This is a genomic window from Acinetobacter sp. GW821-FHT01E09, from assembly GCF_059422385.1.
Window position 1 is genome coordinate 4,472,309 of sequence record NZ_JBWKWU010000001.1, and the last position, 24,722, is coordinate 4,497,030.

Below are 24,722 nucleotides of genomic sequence, written 5' to 3' on the forward strand. Positions count from 1 at the left end.
GTTCCACGTGTTTGGAAAAACGCAACGCGGTGTTTCAGAAAGGCCAACCAAACCTAAGCAACCATTGATTCCTAAATGGTTAGGGATGCTTGTCGTCATTTTAATCGTGTTAAGTTTTGGTGTCGCACTGATGCTCTGGAAACCGTGGGCGCCCGTCCAACCCAAAAACGAAATCACGTCTGAGCATTATCAAGAAGATACCAACAAAGACTATCGTTTTTATGATCTATTACCCCAACAACAGGTTACCCCTATTCCTGAACAAGCTGTTCCTGAAAGCAGAAATCAACAACAACCAGTAATTGTTGAGGCACCGTCTCAGCCTGAAAATGTTGATGTCGGTGTAAATGCTGAACGTACAACACCTGTTCAACCCGAATATATTCTTCAAGTTCGTAGTTATGATGATCCTGATGCTGCTGATGCACGTCGCGCTGAAATTATCTTAAATGGTTTATCTGCCGATGTGGTTCAAAGTACAGAAGCTGGAAAAACTTGGTATCGTGTGATTTCAGGCCCTTATGAATCACAAAATGCAGCAGTGATTGCTCAACAAACCTTACAACATAGCGGTATTGACTCTATTGTAGTTAAACGCTGATCCAATTTTCAGGCATGGCCTGATCAATCAATCGTTAAAACAGGATGCTTTGGCATCCTGTTTTATTCTTCAAAATCGTTTTTTAACCTTATTTGGATATGTGGGCAAATTGAATAATTTTTACTCAAAAGAAATATAATTCGATAAAAATTTACCCAAATTGATCAAAATTAGAGTAATCTATTTTCCGCAATACATTACCCATGTCGTTGCCGAGATATCAAAAGTCACCAATACTTTTGATTTGCTGTCCTGTGATTGGCGTGACGATCAAATCCGAAGATTACAGGGCGCTCAGAAATTCACATGGGTAAAGCCCACCCCAACAGGCATTCAGCCAATTTCAAACAATAAAACAGTTCATCTAAACTTCACTGAAAATTCATTCGCCTAAGTATTTCAATTTGAGTACACTCCTATTGAGATTATGAGTTTTTAAATGCAATGAATAATAAAAAACAGATTTTATGTGTAGAAGATGATGCTGCTATTCTTATGCCGTTACGTTACGCACTTGAACGAGAAGACTGGCAAGTGACTTGGGCCAATTCAGGTCTGCAAGCCATTGATTTTATTCAACAAAAACCCTTTGATTTTATTATTTTAGATGTTGGATTACCTGATTTAAATGGTTTTGATGTCTGTAAAAAAATTCGTCTCTTTAATCACACACCCTTGCTATTTTTAACCGCACGAGATGACGAAATAGATCGTATTGTGGGTTTAGAAATTGGCGCAGATGACTACTGTACCAAGCCATTTAGTTCGCGTGAAATTGTGTCTCGGATTAAAGCCATTTGGCGCAGAATGGAGATACAGAATCAGTTACAGCACATCTCACAGCCAAATACACAGCTTTCTACAACGCCAGCTAAAGTTTGGCAATGCAATGATGAGGCTTTGCAAATCCATTACTTAGGCACAATACTGCAGCTGACTCGCTATGAATATCGCTTACTTAAATTATTGATTCAACGCCCTGAACAGGTGTTTAGCCGTCAACAATTGATGGATCATGTATGGGAACATCCTGAGCATAGTTTAGAAAGAACTGTTGATACCCATATCAAAAGTATTCGCAATAAACTTAAGCAGATCTCTCCTGAGCAAGACCCAATCGAAACCCATCGAGGCTTTGGCTATAGTTTAAAAAGGCAAGGCTAAACCATGTCCATTTTTATTCGTATTTGGTTCTTCTTTGGATTGATCATCTTGCTGGGTTTATGGTTTATGTCTTATACCTTTAATCAACAAGTAAAGCCCAATGTACGACAGGTCGTAGAAGATACTCTTGCGGAAAATGCTAATATTATCGCGATGTTAGTGGCTGAAGACGTCTATGAAAATAAAGTCAGTACCGTTCAGTTTGATGAAAAAATTCAAAAAGCGCTGAATCGCAAACTCAATGCCACGATCTGGAAACATAATAAAAATGAGATCAATCAACAAATCTATATTACCGACAACAAAGGTATCGTCATTTATGACTCACAAGGTATCGCTACAGGACAAGATTACTCACGATGGAATGATGTTTACCTGACCTTAAAGGGAAAATACGGGGTTCGCTCTACACGCAGTTATGAAAAGGACAGCAATAGCAGCACCATGTTTATCGCAGCACCAATCTATTATCAAGTTGGTCAACAACAGCAATTGATTGGCGTTGTCAGTATTGGAAAGCCCAATATTTCAGTACAGCCTTATATTCAGCGTGCTGAAAATCAGCTGATCCGTCAAGCCGCTTGGATTACATTACTCAGCCTGTTTCTTGCCAGTTTGGTGGCCTATTGGCTAAAACACAGCATTGACCGTGTCCGTAAATACGCGCAGGCACTTGCCCCTGTCAATCAAACGCCCTATTTTCGCTCGGCAAAAGAACTCAATCAAGTTGCTCAAGCCGTTGAAAATATGCGAGAAAAACTTGAAGATCGTGCTTATGTAGAACACTATGTCAATACACTGACCCATGAACTCAAAAGCCCACTTACCGCAATTCAAGCCAGTGCAGAACTACTCAAAGAAGATTTACCATTAAATGATCAACAACAATTTGCCACGCATATTCATGAACAAAGCCAGCGCTTACGTAGCCTGATTGATCGGATGCTCTTATTGACCCGTCTGGAAAAATCTAAACATCAAATTGAAATGCACGACTTCAATTTATCTGAACTGATTCAACAAACTTTAGACCAGCATGCCAGTCAAATTCAGGCCAAAAAAATTCAGTGTTTACTGGATATTGAAGCCAATTGTATGGTTCGTGCAGATCGATTTTGGATTCAACAAACCCTTGCCAATATTTTAGATAATGCACTGGATTTTTCTGCAGATTCAGCAAAAATCCTGATTCGGCTTCATCGTCAAACACACCAACAGGTAGAATTACAGGTTTTTAATGAGGGCGAATGGATTCCAGATTATGCACTCACGCAAGTGTTTGATACTTATTTTTCCTTGCCTCGTCCGATTAGCCAGCAACGCAGTTCTGGTATTGGACTGAGCATTGTTAAACAAGTCATTGAACAACACCATGGACAGATTCACATTGGCAATATTCAAGGAAATGAAATCACCATCTTACAACCCCACCAAAAGGGTGTATTGATAAAAATTCAATTGCCTTAGCACAACCAAACTTCACTTAAAATTCATATAAAAAACCGATACACCTCAAACAAAGCACATTGCTGTTTCGCACACTCAACACTGACAAAAAAACAACGGCGAAGGAAAACAGTGATGCGCTCCAACTTTCTGACATTCAAAATTATTGCAATCGCAATTTTAGTTGCCTTATTTTGGATAGGCTTACTCTTTATTACCAGTCTGGTCTCAGAACGACAAGATTATCAACGGGCATTTCTAAAAGAAATTGCACAAAACAATATTAGCCCTCAAACCGTGATTTCACCGTATATCCGTGTGCCCTACAATGAGCAAAAAAACTGCCTCGATGAAAAGAAGGTGGCCTATTTGTGTACTGAGGAACAATGGCTATATATCAGTGCTGACAGCACACAATGGTCATCCAACTTTAATGTTTCGGACAACACTTATAAACGTACCATCTATCGAGCAATTAGCTATACCGCCAATCTCATGGCCAAAGGCGTATTCCAAAAACCAACACTTGAAAAGAAAGATTACCAATGGGAACGAGCGGAAATTATCTTCCCTGTACATGATCCTCGTGGCTTAGATACCCAACCGAGCTTAAACATGCTCAACAAAACTTATGCTTTTGAAATGAGTGCTCAAGGCAGTAACAGTTCTGGTTTTGACTTTATGTATATTTCTGCAAAAAAATATCCTGAATTAATCAATGCCATTCAAAATGGTTTTACTTTTGATTTAACCGCCAATATTACGGGTCTGGGGAAATTCACCCTGATCCCAACCAGTCGTAGCGTCACTTATCAGGCCAAAGGTAATTGGGCGGATACCAAATATTCAGGACAAAACTTACCCTTTGCAAAAACCAGTACACCGCAACAATTTACTGCACAATGGAAAAATATTGCTCTAGGTCATCAAAACATCAGTAAATTGATTGATTGCGACAACAATGAGTGTATTCGCCAGTTTAGTAATGGTTATTTTGCCCAAGAGCCGGCTTATATGGGTGAACCTGCTCAAAGTATTGGTTTATCGACAGAATTCCTAGAGTCAGTCAATGTCTATACACAAACAGATCGTGCGATTAAATACGGTATCGTGATTATCATCATCACCTTTGCTTGTTTCTTCCTCTTCGAAGTGCTTAAAAGCTTACGTATTCACCCCATTCAATATTCTTTGGTGGCGATGGCTCAAGTGGTGTTCTTTGTTTTACTGCTTTCGATCAGTGAATACTATGCCTTTGCATGGGCTTATTTCGTTGCTGGAATTGCCTGTGTCGGGCTCATGAGCTGGTACTTATACTATGTGATGAAAGGTTTTAAAGCCGCTGGCCTATTCAGCATCATCCTGAGTTCACTTTATGCCGTGATGTATATGCTGTTGCAATCTTCAGGCAAAACCTTCCTGATCGGCTCTATCATTTCATTTGTTTTACTTGCTGTAGTGATGTTTATTACACGGCATATCGACTGGTATCAAATCAACAATAAGCCTGAGCAAAAACTCAAATCCTATACGCCTCCGCAAGCTTGATAACGGCACAGTGAATAGCTCAAAGCGATTCACTGGCTTAAAAATAGATTCTAAATGATAGGTATTTCAATGAATACTTCCATACCACAGGAGCAGCAACACTTTAAGCAGTTGCAACAACTCTGTCCTCTGCAATGCTCAATTGCGTTTTGTTTAAATCAGTTACGTGGTGCGCAAATTCAATTTTTAAATTTAGGCAATTTCATTATTTGCCCAGAATATAACTGTTTGATTATTTTTAAGTATAAAATTCTCATTCGTATAGATAGATTCACCAACAAGCAACAAAGTTGATTTGCAGATCGTAAATCATGACGTAAAATTTAAAACATAAACAAACTTTGAGAATGATCATGACTGTACAACGTTTACACGTAGAAAAACGCTTTTCTGAAATCGCAATTTCGGGAAATTTAGTTCATTTGGCGGGTCAATTGGCTACGGATTTAAGTTTGGATATCAAAGGGCAAACTCAACAGACCTTAGATATCATTGATCGTTTTCTTGCAGATGCGGGCACAGATAAAAAGCATATTATGTCTGTGATGATTTTTTTAAAAGATATTGAAAATGATTATGCAGGAATGAACGAAATCTGGGATGCTTGGTGTTCAGATATGCAAGCTCTGCCGAGAACTTGCGTAGAAACAAAACTTTATCGACCTGATGTTTTAGTTGAAATGACGGTTGTTGCGGTCAAACCAGAATAAGCTCGTTATTTAATTTTTGGAAAGCGTAAAAAATGCATGTTTAAACATGCATTTTTTTGATTAGCCATATGCGCGATTTGAGTAGAGATCAAACTTCCCCAGTACATGTTCCTCCAACATTTGCGAATGGCTCATTTCTGAAAATTCTGTTAAAAAATCTTCTCGCAAATCCTGATACTCTGGAATCCCCATATAACGAATCACGCGATAACCTGCCGATTGTAACAAGGCATCTTCATAGGTATTTTGATTCGAGCGCTTAATCGCATTGATATCATCTAAAGCAATCACAGCTAAAACTTTATAATCTTTGTCCAGCACAACAAAATTTGCAAACATTTGCTGATACTTACGACGTGTATGTAAATATTTTGTCGTTAACAAGGCATCAAAAGATACATGAGCCAAGATATTGGCTTCAGGTAAAATTTCTTTTAAACGCGTAAACGTAATTTGTTCATGTGAGTTAAATACTGCTCTTCTTCGTAAAGCACTATCTGCTTGTTGCTTATTTTTCAATCCTTTATAAGCAGCACCAATCACGACAGCAAGTAATATCAAACTCGCAACGATTATCATGTCCATTTTTCATTTCCTAATTCTTTATTATAATTTGGCCTACGACCAGTTCTTGTGTATCAAAGATACTATTTTTAATCAGTTCAATTTTGTAATATGCCAGACGCATTCTCATATTTGCTTTTTCAAAATACTCAAATAAATCACATTTTTAACTTATTTATTGAACTATTATTTGTTTTATTCACTTGGTATTTCAACCAAATGAATTGAATTACACCTCATATATATCGCGTATTGAATGCGAATACAACTGAATTTAATGAATCTTGCGTACTATTGTAGGACAAGGATATTCGAGAATTGTGTGTTTTTAGTACACTAAAGTTTTCAACAGTTTACAGAGAGTTATCCACAGTTGTGTATTTTTATTATTCAATTGATGATTTAAGAAAGGATGCTTAAGCATCCTTTCTTATTACTTTCTCAAATAAACCCTAAGCTCTACTTTTTGACTTAGACTTTGCTTTGCTATTTCCAGCAAATGGTTTTTTATCACCCGTTTCACGCGGTGGTAAACCTGTATGTTGTGTCAATATTTGACCACGTTCAGGACGCTTTTTGGTATTGGAAGGACGCGATTGAGTTTTCGCCTGTGAATTACGGCTATCCCCAGTACGCTTTTGCGAATCACCGTCTACAGTCGAGTTTTTCTTACGTGCAGATTGGTATTGCCCTTCTGTTCCTTGCGGTTGATAAGTTGGAATCAGATGATGCTTAGAATTACCAATCAAATCTATTCGGCCCATTTCACGTAATGCATCACGTAGTAATGGCCAGTTGTTTGGATCGTGGTAACGCAAGAAGGCTTTGTGTAAACGACGACGCTTTTCACCTTTGACAATATCCACACTTTCGGTATAACGAGCCACTTTGGCCAACGGGTTTTTCCCCGTGTGATACATCGTGGTCGCTGTCGCCATTGGTGATGGATAAAAGGTTTGCACCTGATCGGCACGGAAGCCATTTTTCTTAAGCCAGATCGCAAGATTCATCATGTCATAATCCGTTGTTCCCGGATGTGCTGCGATAAAGTACGGAATTAAATACTGTTCTTTACCCGCTTCCTTACTAAAACGATCAAACATCTGTTTAAAGCGATCATAGGTTCCGATTCCCGGTTTCATCATCTTCGACAATGGACCTTTCTCGGTATGCTCTGGTGCAATTTTTAAATAACCGCCAACATGGTGTTGAACCAGTTCTTTGACATATTCAGGGTTTAATACCGCAAGGTCATAACGTAAGCCTGAACCAATCAGAATCTTTTTGATGCCTTTTAATGAACGTGCTTTGCGATAAAGTTGAGTAAGTGGCGCATGGTCAGTATGTAAATTTTGACATACACCAGGATACACACAAGAAGGTTTACGACAGTTCTTTTCAATCTCAGGATCTTTACACTGCAAGCGATACATGTTTGCAGTTGGACCACCTAAATCTGAAATGATGCCTGTAAAACCTGGGGCTGTATCACGAATTTTTTCAACTTCACGTAAAATTGATTCTTCTGAACGGTTTTGAATAATACGACCTTCATGTTCGGTAATCGAACAGAATGTACAACCACCAAAACAACCACGCATGATATTTACAGAGAATTTGATCATATCAAATGCAGGGAAACGCGCTTCACCATAAGCTGGATGTGGTAGACGCGCATAAGGCAAGTCAAACACATAATCCATTTCTTCGGTGGTCAATGGAATCGGCGGTGCATTTAACCATACATCACGTTCACCATGCTTTTGTACCAATGCACGAGCATTCCCGGGATTGGTTTCAAGATGCAAGATGCGGTTGGTATGTGCATAAAGTACAGGATCCGTTGCCACTTCTTCAAAGGCAGGCAAACGAATCACAGCCAATTCACGAGGCGGTAATTTATGTTTAATCGCTTTGGATGTTGGCAGTAAACGTACAATCTGGGTATTCTCATCCAGTTGATCACCTTCACGAACAACAGGATTTGCCACCAATTCTTTTTGGAAATTTTGATATTGGGTTAAAGAATTTCCTTTGCCTTGTTCAATTTCACAACCATCTAAATCTTCAGTCATCACATAAGGATTGATGATTGGATCAACACGACCAATTGCATCGACATCATTCGATGCAATTTCAACAAACTTGGCTTTAGAAACACGATTAATTTTATTGACGATAAATGCAGTACCACGAACATCAGTGATTTCATGAATTTTTTCGCCTTTGGCAAGACGATGCATAACTTCAACAACAGACCGTTCACCATTGCCATACATCAATAAGTCTGCTTTGGAATCCATCAACACTGAACGACGAACTTTGTCTGACCAGTAATCATAATGCGCAATACGGCGTAATGATGCTTCGATACCACCCAATAATACAGGTACATCAGGAAATGCTTCACGGCAACGCTGACAATATACAGTTGCAGCACGGTCAGGACGTTTATTGGGTAAATTGTCTGGTGAATATGCATCATCAGAACGGATTTTACGGTCAGCCGTATAGCGGTTGATCATAGAATCCATATTACCCGCGGTCACACCCCATGCAATATTCGGTTTGCCTAATACTTTAAATGCTTCAGCAGAAGTCCAATCTGGTTGTGCAATAATCCCAACACGGAAACCCTGTGCTTCAAGCGTTCGGCCAATAATTCCTGAACAAAACGATGGATGATCGATATAAGCGTCACCACATACGAGGATAAAGTCACAACTATCCCAACCGAGTTGATCCATCTCCTCGCGTGACATTGGCAAAAATGGTGCTGGTTCAAAGCACGATGCCCAATATTTGTCATAATCAAACAACGCAGTAGGCGCTGTCTGAGCAGTATAAGCGGTCGACATGGTGAGTTTCTCGATTGGCAGTTGGCGATCGGGAGAGATCTAAAATGAAAGTTGATCATTTTACCATGAATTTTACTCATGTTGTTTGATTAAAAAGTAAACATTTCTTCTTGATCTTCTATTTAGTCCGTTATTGATAGCTTTTTAAGATGTTAAAGGTATTCGTCATACGTTATAAAAGGAAAATTTACCCATCAGGATGCATTGTTTAAAAGCGCAGAGAAATTGAATAGAAAAGCTTATTTAACGCTATTTAGATGCAGCCGCTCATACTTTTACCTGATCTTTATGCTGTGTTTGATTGAGTTTTAAAGCCACCAAGAGCCCGATACAAAGTACACAGGTCATCGTAACTGTTAGGCCAAACCATCCATATTTTTCCCAGACTAAACCACTACTGCTGCCCAAGAAACTTGAACCAAGATAATAACAAAATAGATAAAGCGAAGAGCCGACAGCGCGATACTGTAAGGATTGTACTGATACCCAACTGCTTGATGTGGAATGTGCGGCAAAAAATGAGAACGTGAAAATCAATAGGCCAATCAAGATCACCCATAATGATGGAATCAGCATCATCCATAAACCCAAAATCATGCTTGAGAACATCACAATCAGCACTTTACCTCGTCCAAATTGACGACTCCAACTGGCTGCACGAGGTGAACTATAAATGCCAGATAAATAGGCAATCGAAATTAAACCAATCCATGTTTGTGACAATTCAAAAGGTTTTTCTAACAGATGATAACTCATGTAATTAAACACGGTCACAAAGCATCCCATCAGAATAAAACCTTCGACAAACAATAATCTGAGCTTTGGGTCAGAAAGATTTTTCTTAAAGGATTCGATAAAACGTGTGAATTGAATAGGATAAGATTTAAAGTGTTTAGAGGCAGGTAAGGCTATGTAAAATGTAATCGCGATCAATAAATTAAGTAGACCAATAATCATCGTCGCAGTTTGCCAAGAGATATAATCCAGCAATACCCCTGCAATCAAACGCCCGCCCATTCCCCCTATTGCTGTCCCTGAAATATACAGTCCCATGGCAAAGCCAACATCCTTTTGTGCAATTTCTTCACCGATATAGGTCATTGCAACAGAAGCAACACCACTAACAGCCAAACCAATCATCATGCGTGTTGCAAGAAATATCTCCCAATACGGTAAAAATGAACTCAGCAATAACAAGCTTGCCGTGGAAAATAAAGAAATGGCCATGATCTGCTTACGACCATAACGATCTGAAATCAGTCCTGCAAAAAGAAGCCCTAAGGCTAAGGCGATGGTGGAAAATGAAAGCGGGAAACTACTATGGGTTGGTGTAACATGAAAAAAACTTGCCAAAAACGGCATCATCGGCTGAACACAGTACAACGATGAAAATACAGCAAAGCCAGCTAAAAACAATGAAAGTAAAATTGCGATAAAAGGCCGAGTGCCATACTCAATATAAGCTGTAGATTCAGGTGCTTCAGACATAATTATTCCTCATGTCCGTTCAGTATACGCCTATTTTTAACTCTTGATAAAAGCTAAAGTTTTATTGCGGACTATGCCTTGATGATTCAAGTCAGACATGAATTTTAAATATTTGATTTAGAATAAAATTACACGAGGAAATGCAGAAATCAGAAAATAAAAAAGAGCATATTTTTAATACACTCTTCTCGTAATTTTTCAATATATTGAGGTTAAATTTAACCCGCAAAAATCTTAAACTTTTCGTTCTTCAATATTGAGTGCATTGATTGCGAGTACCGCTTGAGTACGGTTCTGTACACCTAATTTACGGAAAATTGCTGTCACATGCGCTTTAATGGTCGCTTCCGAAACATCAAGTTCATAAGCAATTTGCTTATTCAATAAACCTTCTGCAACCATCATCAATACCCGGAACTGTTGAGGTGTTAACGATTGAATACGTTCAGCTAAAGCGGTTTCATCTGCGGCACGCGGGTCAAAATTCATATTCGCTGCGGGTAAGTTTGGCGGTAACCAAATATCACCATCCAGCACTTGGCGAATTGCTTCCCCAATATGGCTTGGATGCGCAGATTTAGGAATATAGCCCATTGCGCCATGTGCAATTGCACGTTGAATAATGGACGCATCTTCGTGAGCAGAAACCACAATAATAGGAAGTGCAGGATACTGTGCACGAACATGTACCAATGCAGAGAAACCCGATGCGCCTGGCAGATTTAAATCCAACAAGACGAGATCTGGTTCTGGACCATTTTCCAAACGCTCATAAAATTCATTAACAGCCGCAGTTTCACTAATTTGAGCCTGTGGCAAACTATAACGAACCGCCTGAATTAACGCATGGCGAAACAGTGGATGATCATCAACGATTAAAATATTCATAAGCGAAGCGAGAGATCTCTAGCGCAGTTATTTCATTCTAACCGCACTATTGCTATTTAGGATACGTAAATATTAACGAATTTTTGAATAATTTGTCGGCTTTAATTAAAATTCCCTACAATCTTTAGGTCATTTATCGAAATTAAGATTTGAATATCACTTTTAAATATAAAATAAACAGTTAAAAATGAATTACTTATTCATTTTAAGAATATTATTTAACTTCAAATACTTAAAAGACGAAATCGTGCATTATTCCATGTCTTTCCAGTTTATCTTAAAAACAGATAACCAATCTGTTTTTCATTATTTTACAGCGCTTCGTCAAATATAGATTAATGAATGGCATTCCGAGATTCAATTTATTAGGTTGCCAACATGTCTATTTATACTCAACAAAAACCATTAAATATTGTTGCTGTTTCAGGGGGATTAAATAACCCTTCAAAAACCGAAAGTTTAGTGCAAGCGATTTTAGATGAGCTGGGTCAGGCAACACCGATTCATGTTCACTTTATTAAATTCAGTGAAATAGGCCATTTGTTAGGGGGCGCAATTTATCGCAACCAACTGCCACAACGTGTTCAAGATGACTTAGCTGCCGTAGAAGCAGCAGATGCCCTCATCGTGGGGACACCTGTTTATCGTGCATCATTTACTGGTTTATTTAAACATTTCTTTGATTTTGTTGAACAAACAGCGCTAGTCGATGTTCCTGTATTGCTTGCTGCATCGGGTGGTAGTGACCGTCATGCTTTAGTTCTAGAGCATCAGTTACGTCCATTATTTAGCTTCTTTCAAGCGCAAACGCTGCCTATTGGTGTCTATGCAACAGATCGTGACTTCACACCTGAGTACACCATTAAAAGTGAACACATCCAAGACCGTATCACTTTAGCTGTCGCACGTGCATTGCCAATTTTAGAATGGGCGCCTGCAAAAGGTCAGCGAGCAGAAGTGGTCAAAGCCAAAACAGAACAAGCCAATCAAAATTTAGGCATCAACAAACAGATTGAGCAAGATGATGTGCTTCCTTCCGCGGCGATACCAGACTTGGATGCGGCAGAGTCTCGTCTACATGCAAAATCCAAAACACCACAATCACAGGTTGCTTAAACGCAACCTTGTTATGAATAAATCATAAAAAATTGAGGGTTATGATATGTCACAGTTTTCATCGAATGATGGTCAAGCAATTCGATTTGCCTATTGGGTTCCCAATGTCAGTGGCGGCTTAGTGGTCAGTAATATTGAACAACGGACAGACTGGAGCTATGACTACAATGTCCGTTTGGCACAAGCTGCCGAAAAAAGTGGTTTTGAATATGCCCTCACCCAAATTCGTTTTACCGCAGGGTATGGCGCTGAAAATCAACATGAATCTGTGAGTTTTAGTCATGCACTTTTAGCCAAGACTGAAAAATTAAAAGTGATCGCAGCAATTCTTCCGGGACCATGGAAACCAGTTTTAGCCGCAAAACAGTTGGCGACCATTGATTATCTGACCAATGGGCGTATTGCGATTAACGTGGTAAGTGGTTGGTTCCGTGGCGAGTTTGATGCTATTGGTGAGCCATGGCCTGAACATGATGAACGCTATGTTCGCTCAGAAGAGTTTATTCGTACGTTAAAAGGTATTTGGACAACGGATAACTATAGCTTTGATGGTAAATATTATCAGTTTAAAGACTACACTTTAAAACCAAAACCTTTGCAGAAACCCCATATTGAAGTATTCCAAGGGGGAAGTTCACGTGCTGCACGTGACATGGCTTCGCGTGTTTCGGATTGGTACTTTACCAATGGCAATACACCTGAGGAACTCAAAAAACAAATCGATGATATTCGTGAAAAAGCCAAGCTAAATAATCACTCAGTCAAAATTGGGGTCAATGCTTTTATCATTGCTCGTGATACTGAAGAAGAAGCTCAAGCAGTGTTACAAGAGATTATTGACCAAGCCAATGTTGAAGCGGTCAATGCCTTTGGTGATGCAACCCGTGAAGCGGGCGCGGCATCTAAAGAAGGTGAAGGTAACTGGGCAAAATCAACCTTTGAAGACTTGGTGCAATATAACGATGGCTTTAAAACCAATCTGATTGGTACACCGCAACAAATTGCTGAACGTATTGTTGAGCTCAAAAATGTAGGGGTAGATCTGGTGTTATCTGGCTTTTTACATTTTATTGAAGAAGTTGAATATTTCGGTGAAAAGGTCTTGCCTTTGGTTCGCCAAATTGAAGAAGCACAAAAAGATCAAATTACTGCAAAATCAGCTTAAGGTTTATCTCTTCATCGATGGTGCTGTGAAAACAACAATAAATAACTAAAACAGCTTTGCAGCTTTCCCTCTTGACTCGGCTTGAGGGATTTTTTTTTAGAATAAATAAAAAGTATTTATAAAAATAGAATCGTATAAATCAGTACAATTATCCTTATATAAATTAGCCTACTTTTGCTTTTTGTTTTATTGAATCATCGAGTGTATTTGTTCTATACATATACTCAACAACCGCAATCTTGGAAAAAATTTCTTTCAACTTTAAAATACGCCCTTTTTGTAGCATAGATGGAAAAAGTGGGCATGGTAGTTTTAAATAAAACAAAAACGATATTTTGCGTTCTCATTGGCAGTATGAGCTTGACGACCTATGTAAACGCCAACGACATACCTGCAACGTCTATAAAGGTTGAAACTGCAATGAATACTGCATTTCAGCCATTAATGAAAACTTATGCAGTGCCCGGTATGGCAATAGGTGTTTTGTATAACGGGAAAAGTTATGAAAAATATTACGGCGTACAATCACTTGCGAATGCGAAAGCCGTAAATAAAAATACCCTTTTTGAACTAGGCTCAGTCAGTAAAATATTTACTGCAACAGCAGGCACTTATACAGAAAATTTAGGCAAAATTTCTCTTCAAGACCATCCTGGTAAATATATACCCGCATTAAAAAACTCAGACATTAATCAAGTCACACTCTTAGAATTGGCCACCTATACCAGTGGTAATCTTCCATTGCAATTTCCTGATCAAATAAAAACAGATGCGCAAACACTTAAATATTTTCAAGATTGGAAAGTCAAAAACCCGATTGGTAAATTTCGACAATATTCCAATCCAAGCATAGGGTTATTCGGTGAAGCGACCGCTAAAGCCATGAACATGCCTTTTAGTGCTTTATTAGAACAAGTGATCTTCCCCAAACTAGAACTCCAACATACTTATGTCCAAGTTCCTAAAGCACAACAAAGCAACTATGCCTTTGGTTATGATCAAAATAATCACCCGCTTCGGGTCACTGCTGGCGCTTTTGATGCGCAAGCTTATGGGGTGAAATCTAGCCTACCTGACATGCTACATTTTTTAAATTTAAACTTAAATCCAGATCAAGCCAAAGCAGCGATTAAACCTGCGATTCTAGCGACACATACAGGTTACTTTAAAATGGGTGGTATGACCCAAGCCCTTGGCTGGGAATCGTTCAGCTACCCAGCCACATTAAACACACTATTAGAAAGCAATTCTGATCGGGTTGTGATGCAATCTAACCCCGTTGAAAAAACCCTCGTGAAGACTGGTTCAAGAGTCTTTCATAAAACTGGCTCTACCAATGGTTTTGGGACCTATGTGATTTATATTCCACAAGAGAACTTTGGCTTGGTGATGTTAATGAATAAAAAAATTCCCAATGCTGAGCGAATTAAGGCAGCGTATGAAGTACTCAATAGCTTAAAGCAAAAATCCAATCCTTGATGCTGAAACACGTCAGATCGGGCTAGGCTTTAGCTTTGTGCATTGTTAGATCATTCATGTTGTATCTATTGCAAGGCAACATAATTGTCACTGTTGGTAGGGGGTATAAGACCTACCCCTTATCCAACACAGATTTTTTCAATCTAAGATATGGCAATACCAACTGCTAAAGCGCTAGGAATGAACGTCTATAAAATGTCATCGCTCAGCTTAGGTTCAAGAATAAAAACTTGGATCGGGCACTTTTCCAGTCAACACCCATTCCCCTACTTCCTGATATTTATAATCAATCGGATCATGCAAGGTCTGAGTACGGACATTTCGCCAAAAACGATCTAAATTCAATTTGGCTGTTGTCGCTCTAGCACCCATCACTTGAAAAATATTTTGCGTTATAAACAGCGAGCTATTGGTTGCAGCAATTTTTGCAGTTGCAATGGCAATTGAGACTTCACCACGTTGTTCTGCTGTTAATTGCTCACCAATATTCCAAGCCGTTTGCAATGCTGCAATGGCTTTATCGGCAAGTAAACGTACACTTTCAAGCTGTACATAAAACTCAGCAAAATGCTTCTGGGTAAACGGATCATTCACCGCATTTTCAGCCAAAGACGTTGACCATGCTTTCTGACTTTGTATGGTTTGTCTTGCAAGGTCAAAGGCACCTTCAGCAACGCCTAAAAACAGATGCACAAAAATCAATTGCGCGATCAAAGGTCGTAAACTGGAGTAAGGTGTACTTAATGGTCCTGGATTTAACAATAACTCATCTTTGTGAATTTTGACCTGTTCAAAATGACTGGTTCCACTGTCTGTTTGACGCTGCCCCATATTATCCCAATCGCCTAAAAAGCTGACTCCTTCTCGACGTGTTGGGATCACAGCTATCAGTAATTTTCCAGCATCATTAAAGCCCGAACAAAGCAGTATGTCTGAATCTATTGATCCTGAGCAAAAGCTTTTATCACCATGAAAAATAAAGTCATTCTCAGTGAGTTGTTGTACCTTCGTGCGCTGATCTAAAGGGTTTAACGTATTGCCCCAAAACAAGTTATTGCGGACAGTGTGTTCAAACCATGCCGAATATTGTTGAGGTTGAGCAAATAACTGTACGGTGGCGATTAGTAAATGATGAAAGCCATATACATGTGCCAAGGAGCTATCGACTTGTGCAATACTTTGAATGGTCTGGAAAATTGTTTTCCAATTTGCCCCCTGCCCGCCATATTGTTGTGGAATAGACAGTCCCAATAAGCCACTTTGACGAATCAAGTCCCGTTCCAGCTTTGGATTACCACCTGCTTTATCACGCTCAGCAGCAGTCTGCGCAAATTGTTCTGCCAATTGTTTTGCTGTTGCTAAAGCAGAAAGGTTTATCGCCTGTTGAGGTGCATTCATCATATTTACTCTTATTCCCAGTGCCTTGAGCTTATCAAATCAAGTAAGATTTCCTTATCTCAATGCCTGCATTACTTATTCTGTGGTTTGAAAATCAATAACAAAAAAATACCGCTAGAATTTCTCTAACGGTATTCAACTTTTGGCTAGCAAAATCAAGAGGCTTCAATCATTAAGAATTGGCCTTAACCTCCGTAATTAACTGATCTACCACACCGGGATCAGCCAAAGTAGAAGTATCACCTAAACTATCTAGCTCATTGGCAGCAATTTTTCTTAAAATGCGCCGCATGATTTTTCCAGAACGGGTTTTTGGCAAAGCAGGTGCCCAATAAATTGCATCAGGTGTTGCCACAGGTCCCAGCACTTTACGTACCCAACTGACCAATTCTTTACGTAATTCTTCAGTTTCAGCTTCACCCGCCTGTAAGGTCACATAGGCCGCTATGCCTTGCCCTTTAATTTCATGTGGCATACCAACAACAGCTGATTCAGCGACTTTTGCATGCGCAACCAAGGCACTTTCAATTTCAGCAGTGCCCAAACGGTGACCCGAAACATTCAGAACATCATCTACACGGCCTGTAATCCAGTAATAACCATCTTTATCGCGACGCGCACCATCACCAGTAAAATAACTGCCCGGATAGGTCGAGAAATACGCTTCAATAAATCGCTCAGGATCGCCCCAAATGGTCCGCATTTGCCCCGGCCAAGAATTTTTAATAATCAAATTGCCTTCTGCTTCACCTTCGAGTTCTTGGCCCTCAGCATCAACCAATGCTGGTTGTACGCCAAACAATGGACGAGTAGCCGAACCCGGTTTAAGTGGGGTTGCACCCGGCAGTGGAGAAATTAAAATACCGCCTGTTTCAGTTTGCCACCATGTATCCACAATTGGACAACGGCTTTCACCCACAACGGTATAGTACCAATTCCATGCTTCTGGATTAATCGGCTCACCCACGGTACCCAATAGACGCAAACTGCTACGGTCACTTTCACGCACAAAAGCGTCACCCTCACGCATCATGGCGCGGATCGCTGTTGGTGCAGTATAGAGAATGGTAATGTTATGCTTATCTACAATATGCCCTGTGCGTGCCCATGTTGGATATTGTGGGATGCCTTCAGACATGACCGTGGTTGTACCATTGGATAATGGTCCATAAAGTACATAAGAATGCCCCGTAATCCAGCCCACATCTGCAGTACACCAAAATACATCATCTTGTTTAATATCAAAAACTTCACGAAAAGTTGAATTGACATAAGTTAAATAACCACCCGTGGTATGTAACACCCCTTTAGGCTTTCCTGTTGACCCAGACGTATACAAAATAAATAGAGGATCTTCGGCATTCACCGGTTCTGGCGGACAGATATCTGTGACCGTCATAATTTCCATGTGGTACCACAGGTCACGCCCCTCCTGCATTATTATTGGATGGCCTGTACGATGCACCACAATCATTTTTTCAACCGAAGTGGTTCCATCCAGCGCCAATGCTGCATCTACATTCTCTTTTAATGGGATCGTTTTACCACCACGCATACCTTGGTCAGCAGTAATCACCAATTTGGCTTGACTGTCGTCTATCCGACTTGCCAATGAGTCTGGAGAGAATCCACCAAATACCACACAATGCACTGCCCCTATTCGGGTACAGGCCAGCATGGCAATCGCCGCTTCAGGGATCATCGGCATATACAAAATGACTCGATCACCTTTCCTGATTCCATTTTTCTTTAAGACATTGGCAAAACGACACACTTCATCATGCAGTTCTTCAAAAGAAATGATTTTATGGCGAGATGGATGATCCCCCTCCCAAATAATTGCAGGTTTCAGTGGGTGTTCTTTTAAATGACGATCTAAACAGTTGGCACTGACATTCAGTTGCCCATCTGCAAACCATTCAATTTTAAAATTATCTTTGTCGTAGCTGGTGTTTTTTACTTGAGTAAATGGCTTAATCCAGTCCAATTTCTTTGCAGCTTCTGCCCAAAACTCATCTGGATGCTCTACTGACTGTTGATAACGATCGAAGTATTCTTGTTCATTGGTCCTTGCTGTTTTAACAAATTGTTCTGGAACTGGATAGATTTCATTCATATTCTGCTTCCTTGATTTTTCACCTCATCACGAGATGTATGCCTACGTTCTTGATTTTATTTGCTGCATGTGTTCAGTATTACGATAGCGCATTTCGGTTAACAATTGTGCTTTGGTCGTAGACACGGGGGTCACTTTAACCATCGGAAAATCTTAAGTCATTTGCCAAAATATTCGAATTTTCAATATCTATGGAGTTTTTTTGATCTTATAATTTGTATTCAGAAGTGCATATGGTTTTTTTCAGAAAAAAACATTTCCTTACCGAACTCATTCAACTGGACGCGATCGTCATGCAAATACAAGAATCGTCGACTTTTTTTTCAAAGCATCAAGTATCACCAGTAGATCATCCCCTTTCTACTCAAGGCCGCTTTAATCGTTTGAGTTATATTGCTTGGTTTGGATTTTTGCATCTCATTTTTAGCATTGCATTGCTTGCCCTCGGTCTAGCCTTTGGCATTGTGAATTTACATTCACTGCAATTCAGCCAACATGCGATAAATTCGATTTCGGGATTAGGACAGTTCACTTACCTCGCACTCAGCTGTCTTTATTTATATGGAATGATGGTTGTGATTATTCGCAGGCTGCATGATCGTAATAAATCTGGTTGGTGTATTCTGTTATTGCTGATTCCCATTGTGCAATTCTTGATGCTGCTGTATTTACTCCTTGCACGTGGTTGTAATCGCGCCAATCGTTTTGGTCACCCACGCCCATCGACTTTTATTGAAAAATTAATGGCTTGGCTGATGCTAATCGGCTTTATCATCAGCTTAGTTAGCTTTATAAGTGTAGTGTCATTTATGCTGGGGACTGGAGAAATTGAAAATCCAACAACAATCATTGAAAAAGGAACTAAATATTTTTAAGGATAATTGGGGTCTGTTGACAATTCGTCTATGTTTGCGACTACGTGTGTTTTTTAGGCGATACTAGGCACGAAATACGAAATTTAGTCATTCTAAATGAGTAGTTCGTAACGACGTAGCGGCAAAAAACACGCTAGTCCCGAAGGGTTGTGGCTAAAATTATCTCAGCCTTCGTTATGAAACTCGAAAATAGTCTCGCTATTCTCTTCGTTTCATGCCTTGCCTGCTCAATTTTAACCTACAACGCAAGCCATTTATGAAATGCCTACAGACCCCATTCCTTGATGATGCATTAATATGAGTTGAATATTGATTCACAAATATTATTTTTATTTGTCCGTCATAAGAAAAACTGTAATCAAAGCTTAACTTCTTTGAAATTTCAGGCAAAATAAGCCAATTATTTTATTGGACATGATTGTGGCTGAAGAAGCAAATGCATTGAGTACCGTTGCGCAAGACACGACTCAATTGATCCATTCTGCAGGCGAAAAAACTGCACAAACAGTGATTCAACATACTGAAAAATATAAAGACGCATACTCAACCATCGACAAGTTTGTTGATGGTTTTTGGGAGCGTATGCCATATTTATGTATTGCGCTGATCGTCATCACTATTTTTTGGTTGCTGTCTAAGCTTTTTAAATTCTTTGTCCGTAGAACACTCGAAAACCGTACCTATACGCGCCAAAATTTAGTTCTGGTACTGAATCGTGTCGGCAGTACCGCAATTATCTTTTTTGGGTTTTTAATTGCCATGGTTATCGCAATTCCAGGCTTTACTCCTGCTCAACTGATGAGTGCTTTGGGGATTGGTTCGGTCGCGATTGGTTTTGCATTTAAAGATATTTTCCAAAATCTACTTTCTGGAATTTTGATTCTTTTGGGTGAACCGTTCAAGATTGGTGATGACATCATTGTCAACAATATGGAAGGTACTGTCGAAGATATTCAAATTCGTGCAACTTTTTTACGTTCCCCTGACGGGCGACGTATCGTGATTCCAAACGCAACTGTGTATACCAGCGCCGTGACGGTAAATACCGCTTACCAACGCCGTCGTTGTGAGTTTGTGGTTGGGATTGGTTATGAAGATGATGTACAGAAAGCCAAAGACATTATTCTTAAATTGCTTGATAAAGATCAACGTATTTTAAGCCAGCCGGGCTTTACTGTGAATGTTTCTGCTTTGGCGGATTTCTCTGTCAATTTAACCGTTCGTTGGTGGGTAGATACCACGCAAGTGGTTACAGCGACTTCGATCAGTGAGATTCAAGAACGTGTGCTAGAAGCCTTTGCGGATAATAATATTTCGATTCCTTATCCTGTTCAGGAAGTCAAAGTCTACCGCGGTGATCCATCAGCGGATGACATCGAATCAGCTCGTGCTAAATAAGCGCCCCAATACATAAGGGATCGCGGTTTCAGTACGCAAAATACGGTTGCCTAAGCTCACTGCTTGGCAGCCGTTTTTTATCAGTAAATCCACCTCATAAGGTATAAAACCCCCTTCAGGTCCAATGATCACAGTACATGAATGATCGATAGCAAATGGCATTTTCTGTTCAGTATACGGATGCGCCACATAAGCAGGATTTTGTGGCGTAATGAAGCTAGGTAAGACATCTTCAACAAAAGGTTTAAAGCGTTTATATAGTTCAATTTGAGGAGCGATGGTATCTCCTGCCTGTTCTAATCCCAAGGTGATGTAATGATCAATTTGCTGTAAAAAAGGGCTTTGCCAATAACTCTTATCGACCCGATAACTATGAATCAAAATTAATTTTTCTACCCCCAGTGTCACCGCATCCATAATTAAGCGGCGTAACACTTTGGGGCGTGGTAATGCCACAATTAAAGTTACGGGCAATTTTGCTGGAACAGGCTCTTCTTGAATCGGTCGAAGTAAAATCGTATGTTCTGAAATATCAACAATTTCAGTTAAATAACGACTGGCACCCCGAACGCCAACCTTAAGCGTATCTCCAACTTTGGCAGCAAGATGCGTGTGCAAATGTTCAACTTGCCTTTTTGAACTGATTGTCCAAGTTTCAGCTTGTGTTTGACGAGGATCAAGAAGGACGATGTTCATAAAAAATTCTAATTCGTTTCACTTTTAGCTGATGTTGTTTATTCATCAGCAATGTATAAATTATAAATACTGATCAATCACTGCAATATGTTTGTATAAAGAACCCTGATTACGTTTTAAGACATCAATCGCATGCTGGCTTAATTGCTGGGCAAAAGCTTGATCTTCCAAACAGCGCACCAACAACTGAACCACCTCATCAACAGTTTGCCCTACTTTTAAGGCATCTGCCTGTAAGAACTCATCCACAATGGCTTGAAAATTAAAATAATGCGGTCCAATCACGGTGGGTACATCTAAAACCATAGCTTCTAAAATATTATGTCCACCACCGGGTTCATTTAACGACCCGCCAACAAAACATGTCTGACTCAATGCATACCACAGCCACATTTCTCCCATACTGTCTGCCAAATAGACTTGGGTATCCGACTCGATTGCTTGCTCTAAACTACGGCGCTGTGTGGTTAAATTTAAACTTTGTGCAGCAGCAAAAACCTCATCAAAACGTTCAGGATGGCGCGGGACAACGATCAACAACCAATCTGGATATTGTTCTAAATAGGTTTTAAATGCGAGAAATAATTTTTCTTCTTCAGGTGCATGTGTACTGGCGATAGTAATGATTTTTCGATTTGCTAAGTTCCAGTCCTGCTGCAACTGTTGTGCTTTATGGATAAATTGTTCAGGTGCAGAAATATCAAATTTAATACTTCCAAGTACTTGTGTTTTATCTTGTGGCATACCCAGATCAATAAAGCGTTGCTGCGTTGCAATATCTTGCGCCAATAACTGATCTAATTTCTGTAGCATTGGACGGGTCAGACTTGGAACTTTGGCATAGCCTTTGGCAGATTTTTCTGAAAGCCGTGCATTCACTAAAATACAAGGCACTTTAAACTGTTGAGCTTGGTCAATAAGATTTGGCCATAGTTCAGTTTCAACTAAAATTAGCAATTTGGGTTGGTATTTCTGATAAAAATCAGCAACTAAATAGCGCTGATCGGCAGGCAAATATACCGCTTGAAATAATGCTTGATAAGGTGCTTTTAAGAATAACGATTTGGCACGTGCTTGGCCTGTTTTTGTCGTATTCGTGACTAAAACAGCATGACCTGCTTTTAAATAATGTTCGATTAAAGGCTGAGCAGCATTGGTTTCTCCGACTGAAACACAATGAAACCAAATGGCATGCTGACTCTTTACATCTTGAAAGGGGCCAAAGCGCTCAAGACATTCTTGTTGGTATTCTGCGCTATCTTTCGCACGTTTTTTGATACGCCATTGATACAAAGGCTTAACGATTTTAAGTGCTGTGTTATACCAAAAAGGAGTAGCCAAACAGAATGTCTCAATATAGATGAATGGGCAAATATAACAGAGCCATATTCAGTTGTTAATGAATAATATTTAACGATTTGTTGTCAGCAAGGTAGTCGACCTCATGCTAGAGCAAATCTGATCCATCAACCAGCAACAACCCTAGCAAAACTTGGCTTTACAGGGATGAAAAAACACTTATTGGTTAAGAGGTACTGTTATACGCCTTAACCAATGGCGATATCCATGCCATCGTACAATAGATATGCCTTGTAAGATTCAACGATACAACAAGAAAACTGGTTAAATTTATCTGAGTTGTGGATGTGAATGGGTATTCCATTCACATCCAGAGAAAATACAGTCTTTGTTTTATCCTAAAGCAGGATAATCAATATAACCTCCCGCAGTTTGTGAACCAATCATATTTTCAAACACCAATTCATTTAAAGGTGCGTCTTGAATTAAACGCTCATACAAATCAGGATTGGCAATATAAGCTTTACCGAAAGACACCGCATCTGCTTGACCTGATGCCAAGAGTTTGATGGCATCTTCACGGCTTAAACGCATATTGGCAATATATGGCACACCGTTTGAACGTCGCTTCATATATTCGCTGATACTGTCATCGGCTAAATATTCACGTGTAAAGAAGAATGCAATTTTACGTTTACCTAATTGTTCCAAGACATAACCAAAGGTTTCACGTGGATCAGCATCCCCCATATCATGCTCATCGCCACGAGGCGCTAAATGTATGCCCACACGGCCTGCGCCCCATACTTCAATTAAAGCATCCATTACTTCAAGTAAAAGACGTGCACGGTTTTCAACAGAACCACCATATTCGTCTTCACGATGATTGGTTGAGCTTTGTAAGAACTGATCAATCAGGTAGCCATTGGCAGCATGTAATTCAACGCCATCAAAACCAGCCGCCTTGGCTTTAATTGCAGCCTGTTTAAACTGTTCAGTGATGGTGTGAATTTCGGAGATTTCCAAAGGGCGTGGCACGACATAGTCACGTTTTGGACGTAATAAGCTGACTTGTCCTGCTTGTTGTATTGCACTTGCAGATACAGGCGTTTCACCATCGAGTAGATCTGGATGTGAGACACGTCCCACATGCCATAACTGCGCCACAATCAAGCCACCTTGATCATGAACCGCTTGGGTTACAGACTTCCAACCTTCAACTTGTGCATCAGTAAATAGCCCTGGTGTATTTAAATAACCATTGGCTTGTTCAGAAATCACTGTTGCTTCAGTAATGATTAAACCCGCACTGGCACGCTGTGCATAGTGCTCAGCCATGATCGCCGTGGGTACCCGATCAGCGGTAGCACGGCTACGGGTTAAAGGCGCCATCACGACACGATTTTTTAAATGTAAATCGCCAAGTACAAGGGGAGAGTTAAGTTCAGCCATATTTGCCTCATCACTCGCTTTCTGATTGAAATCAGGCGTTAAAGCGAGTTTTGTAGATAATCAATATATTGCTGAATTAAAGCTTCATTACGCGAGAAATATGACCATTGCCCATATTTCTCGGCCTGAATTAATCCTGACTGTTGCAAAACAGACAAATGATTTGACATCGTAGATTGAGAGACATTACCGAGCTTCTCGATATTCCCTGCACAGACACCACGACCAAAGCCACCGCACTGCTCTTCCGACAAATATTGTTGCGGCTTCTTGAGCCATTCCAAAATCTGTCGGCGAGTCGGATTCGCTAATGCTTTAGAAATTAAATCAATATCCATCTTAGACACATTCAATTCAGAGCAAAGCTCCATTCAGCATCTTTGCACCCAATATATCGCATTTTTTCGATTTTAATATCGATTTTTTTAGATATATTGCAAAAATACGGATAAAGCTTTGCT

The 24,722-nt window shown here is 39.8% G+C and carries 21 protein-coding genes; 11 read left to right on the forward strand and 10 right to left on the reverse strand.

Features of this window, described 5'->3' with window-relative positions; genetic code table 11:
• The first annotated feature begins 7 nt into the window (after nucleotides 1-7).
• The 6 genes from AC07U8_RS20455 to AC07U8_RS20480 all read left to right on the forward strand — a co-directional run bounded on the left by AC07U8_RS20455 (nucleotide 8) and on the right by AC07U8_RS20480 (nucleotide 5,469).
• Nucleotides 8-601, forward strand: a complete 594-nt coding sequence (locus AC07U8_RS20455) for an SPOR domain-containing protein (RefSeq protein WP_494738514.1) — start codon at nucleotides 8-10, stop codon at nucleotides 599-601.
• A 444-nt stretch (nucleotides 602-1,045) separates the two neighbouring features.
• Nucleotides 1,046-1,765 (forward strand): two-component system response regulator CreB, encoded by a 720-nt coding sequence (gene creB, locus AC07U8_RS20460; protein WP_034614935.1) that lies wholly within the window; start codon nucleotides 1,046-1,048, stop codon nucleotides 1,763-1,765.
• A gap of 3 nt (nucleotides 1,766-1,768) precedes the next feature.
• Nucleotides 1,769-3,232 carry a two-component system sensor histidine kinase CreC gene (gene creC, locus AC07U8_RS20465; protein WP_494738515.1) on the forward strand — a complete coding sequence of 488 codons (1,464 nt, stop codon included), beginning with the start codon at nucleotides 1,769-1,771 and terminating at the stop codon, nucleotides 3,230-3,232.
• A 114-nt stretch (nucleotides 3,233-3,346) separates the two neighbouring features.
• Nucleotides 3,347-4,759, forward strand: coding sequence for a cell envelope integrity protein CreD (gene creD, locus AC07U8_RS20470; protein ID WP_494738516.1), 1,413 nt, complete (start codon nucleotides 3,347-3,349; stop codon nucleotides 4,757-4,759).
• Between the two features lie 69 nt (nucleotides 4,760-4,828).
• A complete protein-coding gene (locus AC07U8_RS20475; protein ID WP_209828918.1) occupies nucleotides 4,829-5,053 on the forward strand; it encodes a hypothetical protein in 225 nt (74 codons plus the stop codon).
• Nucleotides 5,054-5,112: 59 nt separating this feature from the next.
• Nucleotides 5,113-5,469 carry a RidA family protein gene (locus tag AC07U8_RS20480; protein ID WP_096735370.1) on the forward strand — a complete coding sequence of 119 codons (357 nt, stop codon included), beginning with the start codon at nucleotides 5,113-5,115 and terminating at the stop codon, nucleotides 5,467-5,469.
• Nucleotides 5,470-5,529: 60 nt separating this feature from the next.
• On the opposite strand, the gene AC07U8_RS20485 is transcribed toward AC07U8_RS20480, so the two are convergent.
• From AC07U8_RS20485 to AC07U8_RS20500, 4 genes are all read right to left on the reverse strand, one after another.
• Nucleotides 5,530-6,054: a DUF2726 domain-containing protein gene (locus tag AC07U8_RS20485; protein WP_494738517.1), complete on the reverse strand. Its 525-nt coding sequence runs from the start codon at nucleotides 6,052-6,054 to the stop codon at nucleotides 5,530-5,532.
• A 431-nt stretch (nucleotides 6,055-6,485) separates the two neighbouring features.
• A complete protein-coding gene (locus tag AC07U8_RS20490; protein ID WP_494738518.1) occupies nucleotides 6,486-8,891 on the reverse strand; it encodes a YgiQ family radical SAM protein in 2,406 nt (801 codons plus the stop codon).
• Between the two features lie 267 nt (nucleotides 8,892-9,158).
• The gene (locus AC07U8_RS20495) at nucleotides 9,159-10,379 is read right to left on the reverse strand and encodes an MFS transporter (RefSeq protein ID WP_056518317.1); all 1,221 of its coding nucleotides are present in this window, start codon (nucleotides 10,377-10,379) and stop codon (nucleotides 9,159-9,161) included.
• A gap of 234 nt (nucleotides 10,380-10,613) precedes the next feature.
• Nucleotides 10,614-11,267, reverse strand: a complete 654-nt coding sequence (locus AC07U8_RS20500; protein WP_004823671.1) for a response regulator — start codon at nucleotides 11,265-11,267, stop codon at nucleotides 10,614-10,616.
• 378 nt (nucleotides 11,268-11,645) lie between these two features.
• Between AC07U8_RS20500 and msuE the strand changes: the two genes are divergently transcribed.
• The 3 genes from msuE (at nucleotide 11,646) to ampC (ending at nucleotide 15,027) form a co-directional block, all read left to right on the forward strand.
• Entirely contained in the window at nucleotides 11,646-12,383 is a 738-nt protein-coding gene (gene msuE, locus AC07U8_RS20505) for an FMN reductase (RefSeq protein WP_004723461.1), read from the forward strand.
• A 46-nt stretch (nucleotides 12,384-12,429) separates the two neighbouring features.
• On the forward strand, nucleotides 12,430-13,548 hold the full coding sequence (gene sfnG, locus AC07U8_RS20510) for a dimethylsulfone monooxygenase SfnG (protein WP_419309746.1): 1,119 nt from the start codon (nucleotides 12,430-12,432) through the stop codon (nucleotides 13,546-13,548).
• Nucleotides 13,549-13,902: 354 nt separating this feature from the next.
• The gene (ampC, locus tag AC07U8_RS20515; RefSeq protein WP_416241968.1) at nucleotides 13,903-15,027 is read left to right on the forward strand and encodes a class C beta-lactamase; all 1,125 of its coding nucleotides are present in this window, start codon (nucleotides 13,903-13,905) and stop codon (nucleotides 15,025-15,027) included.
• A 216-nt stretch (nucleotides 15,028-15,243) separates the two neighbouring features.
• Here the strand turns inward: ampC and AC07U8_RS20520 are convergent, their stop codons facing one another.
• Nucleotides 15,244-16,428 carry an acyl-CoA dehydrogenase family protein gene (locus AC07U8_RS20520; protein ID WP_427927531.1) on the reverse strand — a complete coding sequence of 395 codons (1,185 nt, stop codon included), beginning with the start codon at nucleotides 16,426-16,428 and terminating at the stop codon, nucleotides 15,244-15,246.
• 169 nt (nucleotides 16,429-16,597) lie between these two features.
• Complete coding sequence (gene acs / locus AC07U8_RS20525) at nucleotides 16,598-18,541, reverse strand: acetate--CoA ligase (RefSeq protein ID WP_270384630.1); 1,944 nt, start codon at nucleotides 18,539-18,541, stop codon at nucleotides 16,598-16,600.
• Between the two features lie 293 nt (nucleotides 18,542-18,834).
• Between acs and AC07U8_RS20530 the strand changes: the two genes are divergently transcribed.
• Both AC07U8_RS20530 and AC07U8_RS20535 read left to right on the forward strand, forming a co-directional pair.
• Complete coding sequence (locus tag AC07U8_RS20530) at nucleotides 18,835-19,416, forward strand: DUF805 domain-containing protein (RefSeq protein ID WP_270384628.1); 582 nt, start codon at nucleotides 18,835-18,837, stop codon at nucleotides 19,414-19,416.
• Nucleotides 19,417-19,830: 414 nt separating this feature from the next.
• Entirely contained in the window at nucleotides 19,831-20,814 is a 984-nt protein-coding gene (locus tag AC07U8_RS20535; protein ID WP_272547657.1) for a mechanosensitive ion channel family protein, read from the forward strand.
• On the opposite strand, the gene AC07U8_RS20540 is transcribed toward AC07U8_RS20535, so the two are convergent.
• The 4 genes from AC07U8_RS20540 to AC07U8_RS20555 form a co-directional block, all read right to left on the reverse strand.
• Nucleotides 20,797-21,510, reverse strand: a complete 714-nt coding sequence (locus AC07U8_RS20540; RefSeq protein ID WP_056518309.1) for a 16S rRNA (uracil(1498)-N(3))-methyltransferase — start codon at nucleotides 21,508-21,510, stop codon at nucleotides 20,797-20,799. The two genes, AC07U8_RS20535 and AC07U8_RS20540, sit on opposite strands and share 18 nt — an antisense overlap.
• A gap of 60 nt (nucleotides 21,511-21,570) precedes the next feature.
• Nucleotides 21,571-22,851: a 3-deoxy-D-manno-octulosonic acid transferase gene (locus AC07U8_RS20545; protein ID WP_270384620.1), complete on the reverse strand. Its 1,281-nt coding sequence runs from the start codon at nucleotides 22,849-22,851 to the stop codon at nucleotides 21,571-21,573.
• A gap of 351 nt (nucleotides 22,852-23,202) precedes the next feature.
• The gene (locus AC07U8_RS20550; protein WP_494738519.1) at nucleotides 23,203-24,261 is read right to left on the reverse strand and encodes an alkene reductase; all 1,059 of its coding nucleotides are present in this window, start codon (nucleotides 24,259-24,261) and stop codon (nucleotides 23,203-23,205) included.
• Nucleotides 24,262-24,299: 38 nt separating this feature from the next.
• Complete coding sequence (locus tag AC07U8_RS20555) at nucleotides 24,300-24,599, reverse strand: ArsR/SmtB family transcription factor (protein ID WP_034614967.1); 300 nt, start codon at nucleotides 24,597-24,599, stop codon at nucleotides 24,300-24,302.
• Nucleotides 24,600-24,722: the final 123 nt, after the last annotated feature.

Coding starts and splice junctions, on each gene's coding strand:
- AC07U8_RS20485 (WP_494738517.1), bottom strand. CDS start 6,054: ATGGACATGATAATCGTTGCGAGTTTGATATTACTTGCTGTCGTGATT.
- creB (WP_034614935.1), top strand. CDS start 1,046: ATGAATAATAAAAAACAGATTTTATGTGTAGAAGATGATGCTGCTATT.
- AC07U8_RS20475 (WP_209828918.1), top strand. CDS start 4,829: ATGAATACTTCCATACCACAGGAGCAGCAACACTTTAAGCAGTTGCAA.
- AC07U8_RS20490 (WP_494738518.1), bottom strand. CDS start 8,891: ATGTCGACCGCTTATACTGCTCAGACAGCGCCTACTGCGTTGTTTGAT.
- AC07U8_RS20500 (WP_004823671.1), bottom strand. CDS start 11,267: ATGAATATTTTAATCGTTGATGATCATCCACTGTTTCGCCATGCGTTA.
- AC07U8_RS20550 (WP_494738519.1), bottom strand. CDS start 24,261: ATGGCTGAACTTAACTCTCCCCTTGTACTTGGCGATTTACATTTAAAA.
- sfnG (WP_419309746.1), top strand. CDS start 12,430: ATGTCACAGTTTTCATCGAATGATGGTCAAGCAATTCGATTTGCCTAT.
- ampC (WP_416241968.1), top strand. CDS start 13,903: ATGAGCTTGACGACCTATGTAAACGCCAACGACATACCTGCAACGTCT.
- creD (WP_494738516.1), top strand. CDS start 3,347: ATGCGCTCCAACTTTCTGACATTCAAAATTATTGCAATCGCAATTTTA.
- AC07U8_RS20520 (WP_427927531.1), bottom strand. CDS start 16,428: ATGATGAATGCACCTCAACAGGCGATAAACCTTTCTGCTTTAGCAACA.
- AC07U8_RS20480 (WP_096735370.1), top strand. CDS start 5,113: ATGACTGTACAACGTTTACACGTAGAAAAACGCTTTTCTGAAATCGCA.
- acs (WP_270384630.1), bottom strand. CDS start 18,541: ATGAATGAAATCTATCCAGTTCCAGAACAATTTGTTAAAACAGCAAGG.
- AC07U8_RS20540 (WP_056518309.1), bottom strand. CDS start 21,510: ATGAACATCGTCCTTCTTGATCCTCGTCAAACACAAGCTGAAACTTGG.
- creC (WP_494738515.1), top strand. CDS start 1,769: ATGTCCATTTTTATTCGTATTTGGTTCTTCTTTGGATTGATCATCTTG.
- AC07U8_RS20555 (WP_034614967.1), bottom strand. CDS start 24,599: ATGGATATTGATTTAATTTCTAAAGCATTAGCGAATCCGACTCGCCGA.
- AC07U8_RS20495 (WP_056518317.1), bottom strand. CDS start 10,379: ATGTCTGAAGCACCTGAATCTACAGCTTATATTGAGTATGGCACTCGG.
- msuE (WP_004723461.1), top strand. CDS start 11,646: ATGTCTATTTATACTCAACAAAAACCATTAAATATTGTTGCTGTTTCA.
- AC07U8_RS20530 (WP_270384628.1), top strand. CDS start 18,835: ATGCAAATACAAGAATCGTCGACTTTTTTTTCAAAGCATCAAGTATCA.
- AC07U8_RS20535 (WP_272547657.1), top strand. CDS start 19,831: ATGATTGTGGCTGAAGAAGCAAATGCATTGAGTACCGTTGCGCAAGAC.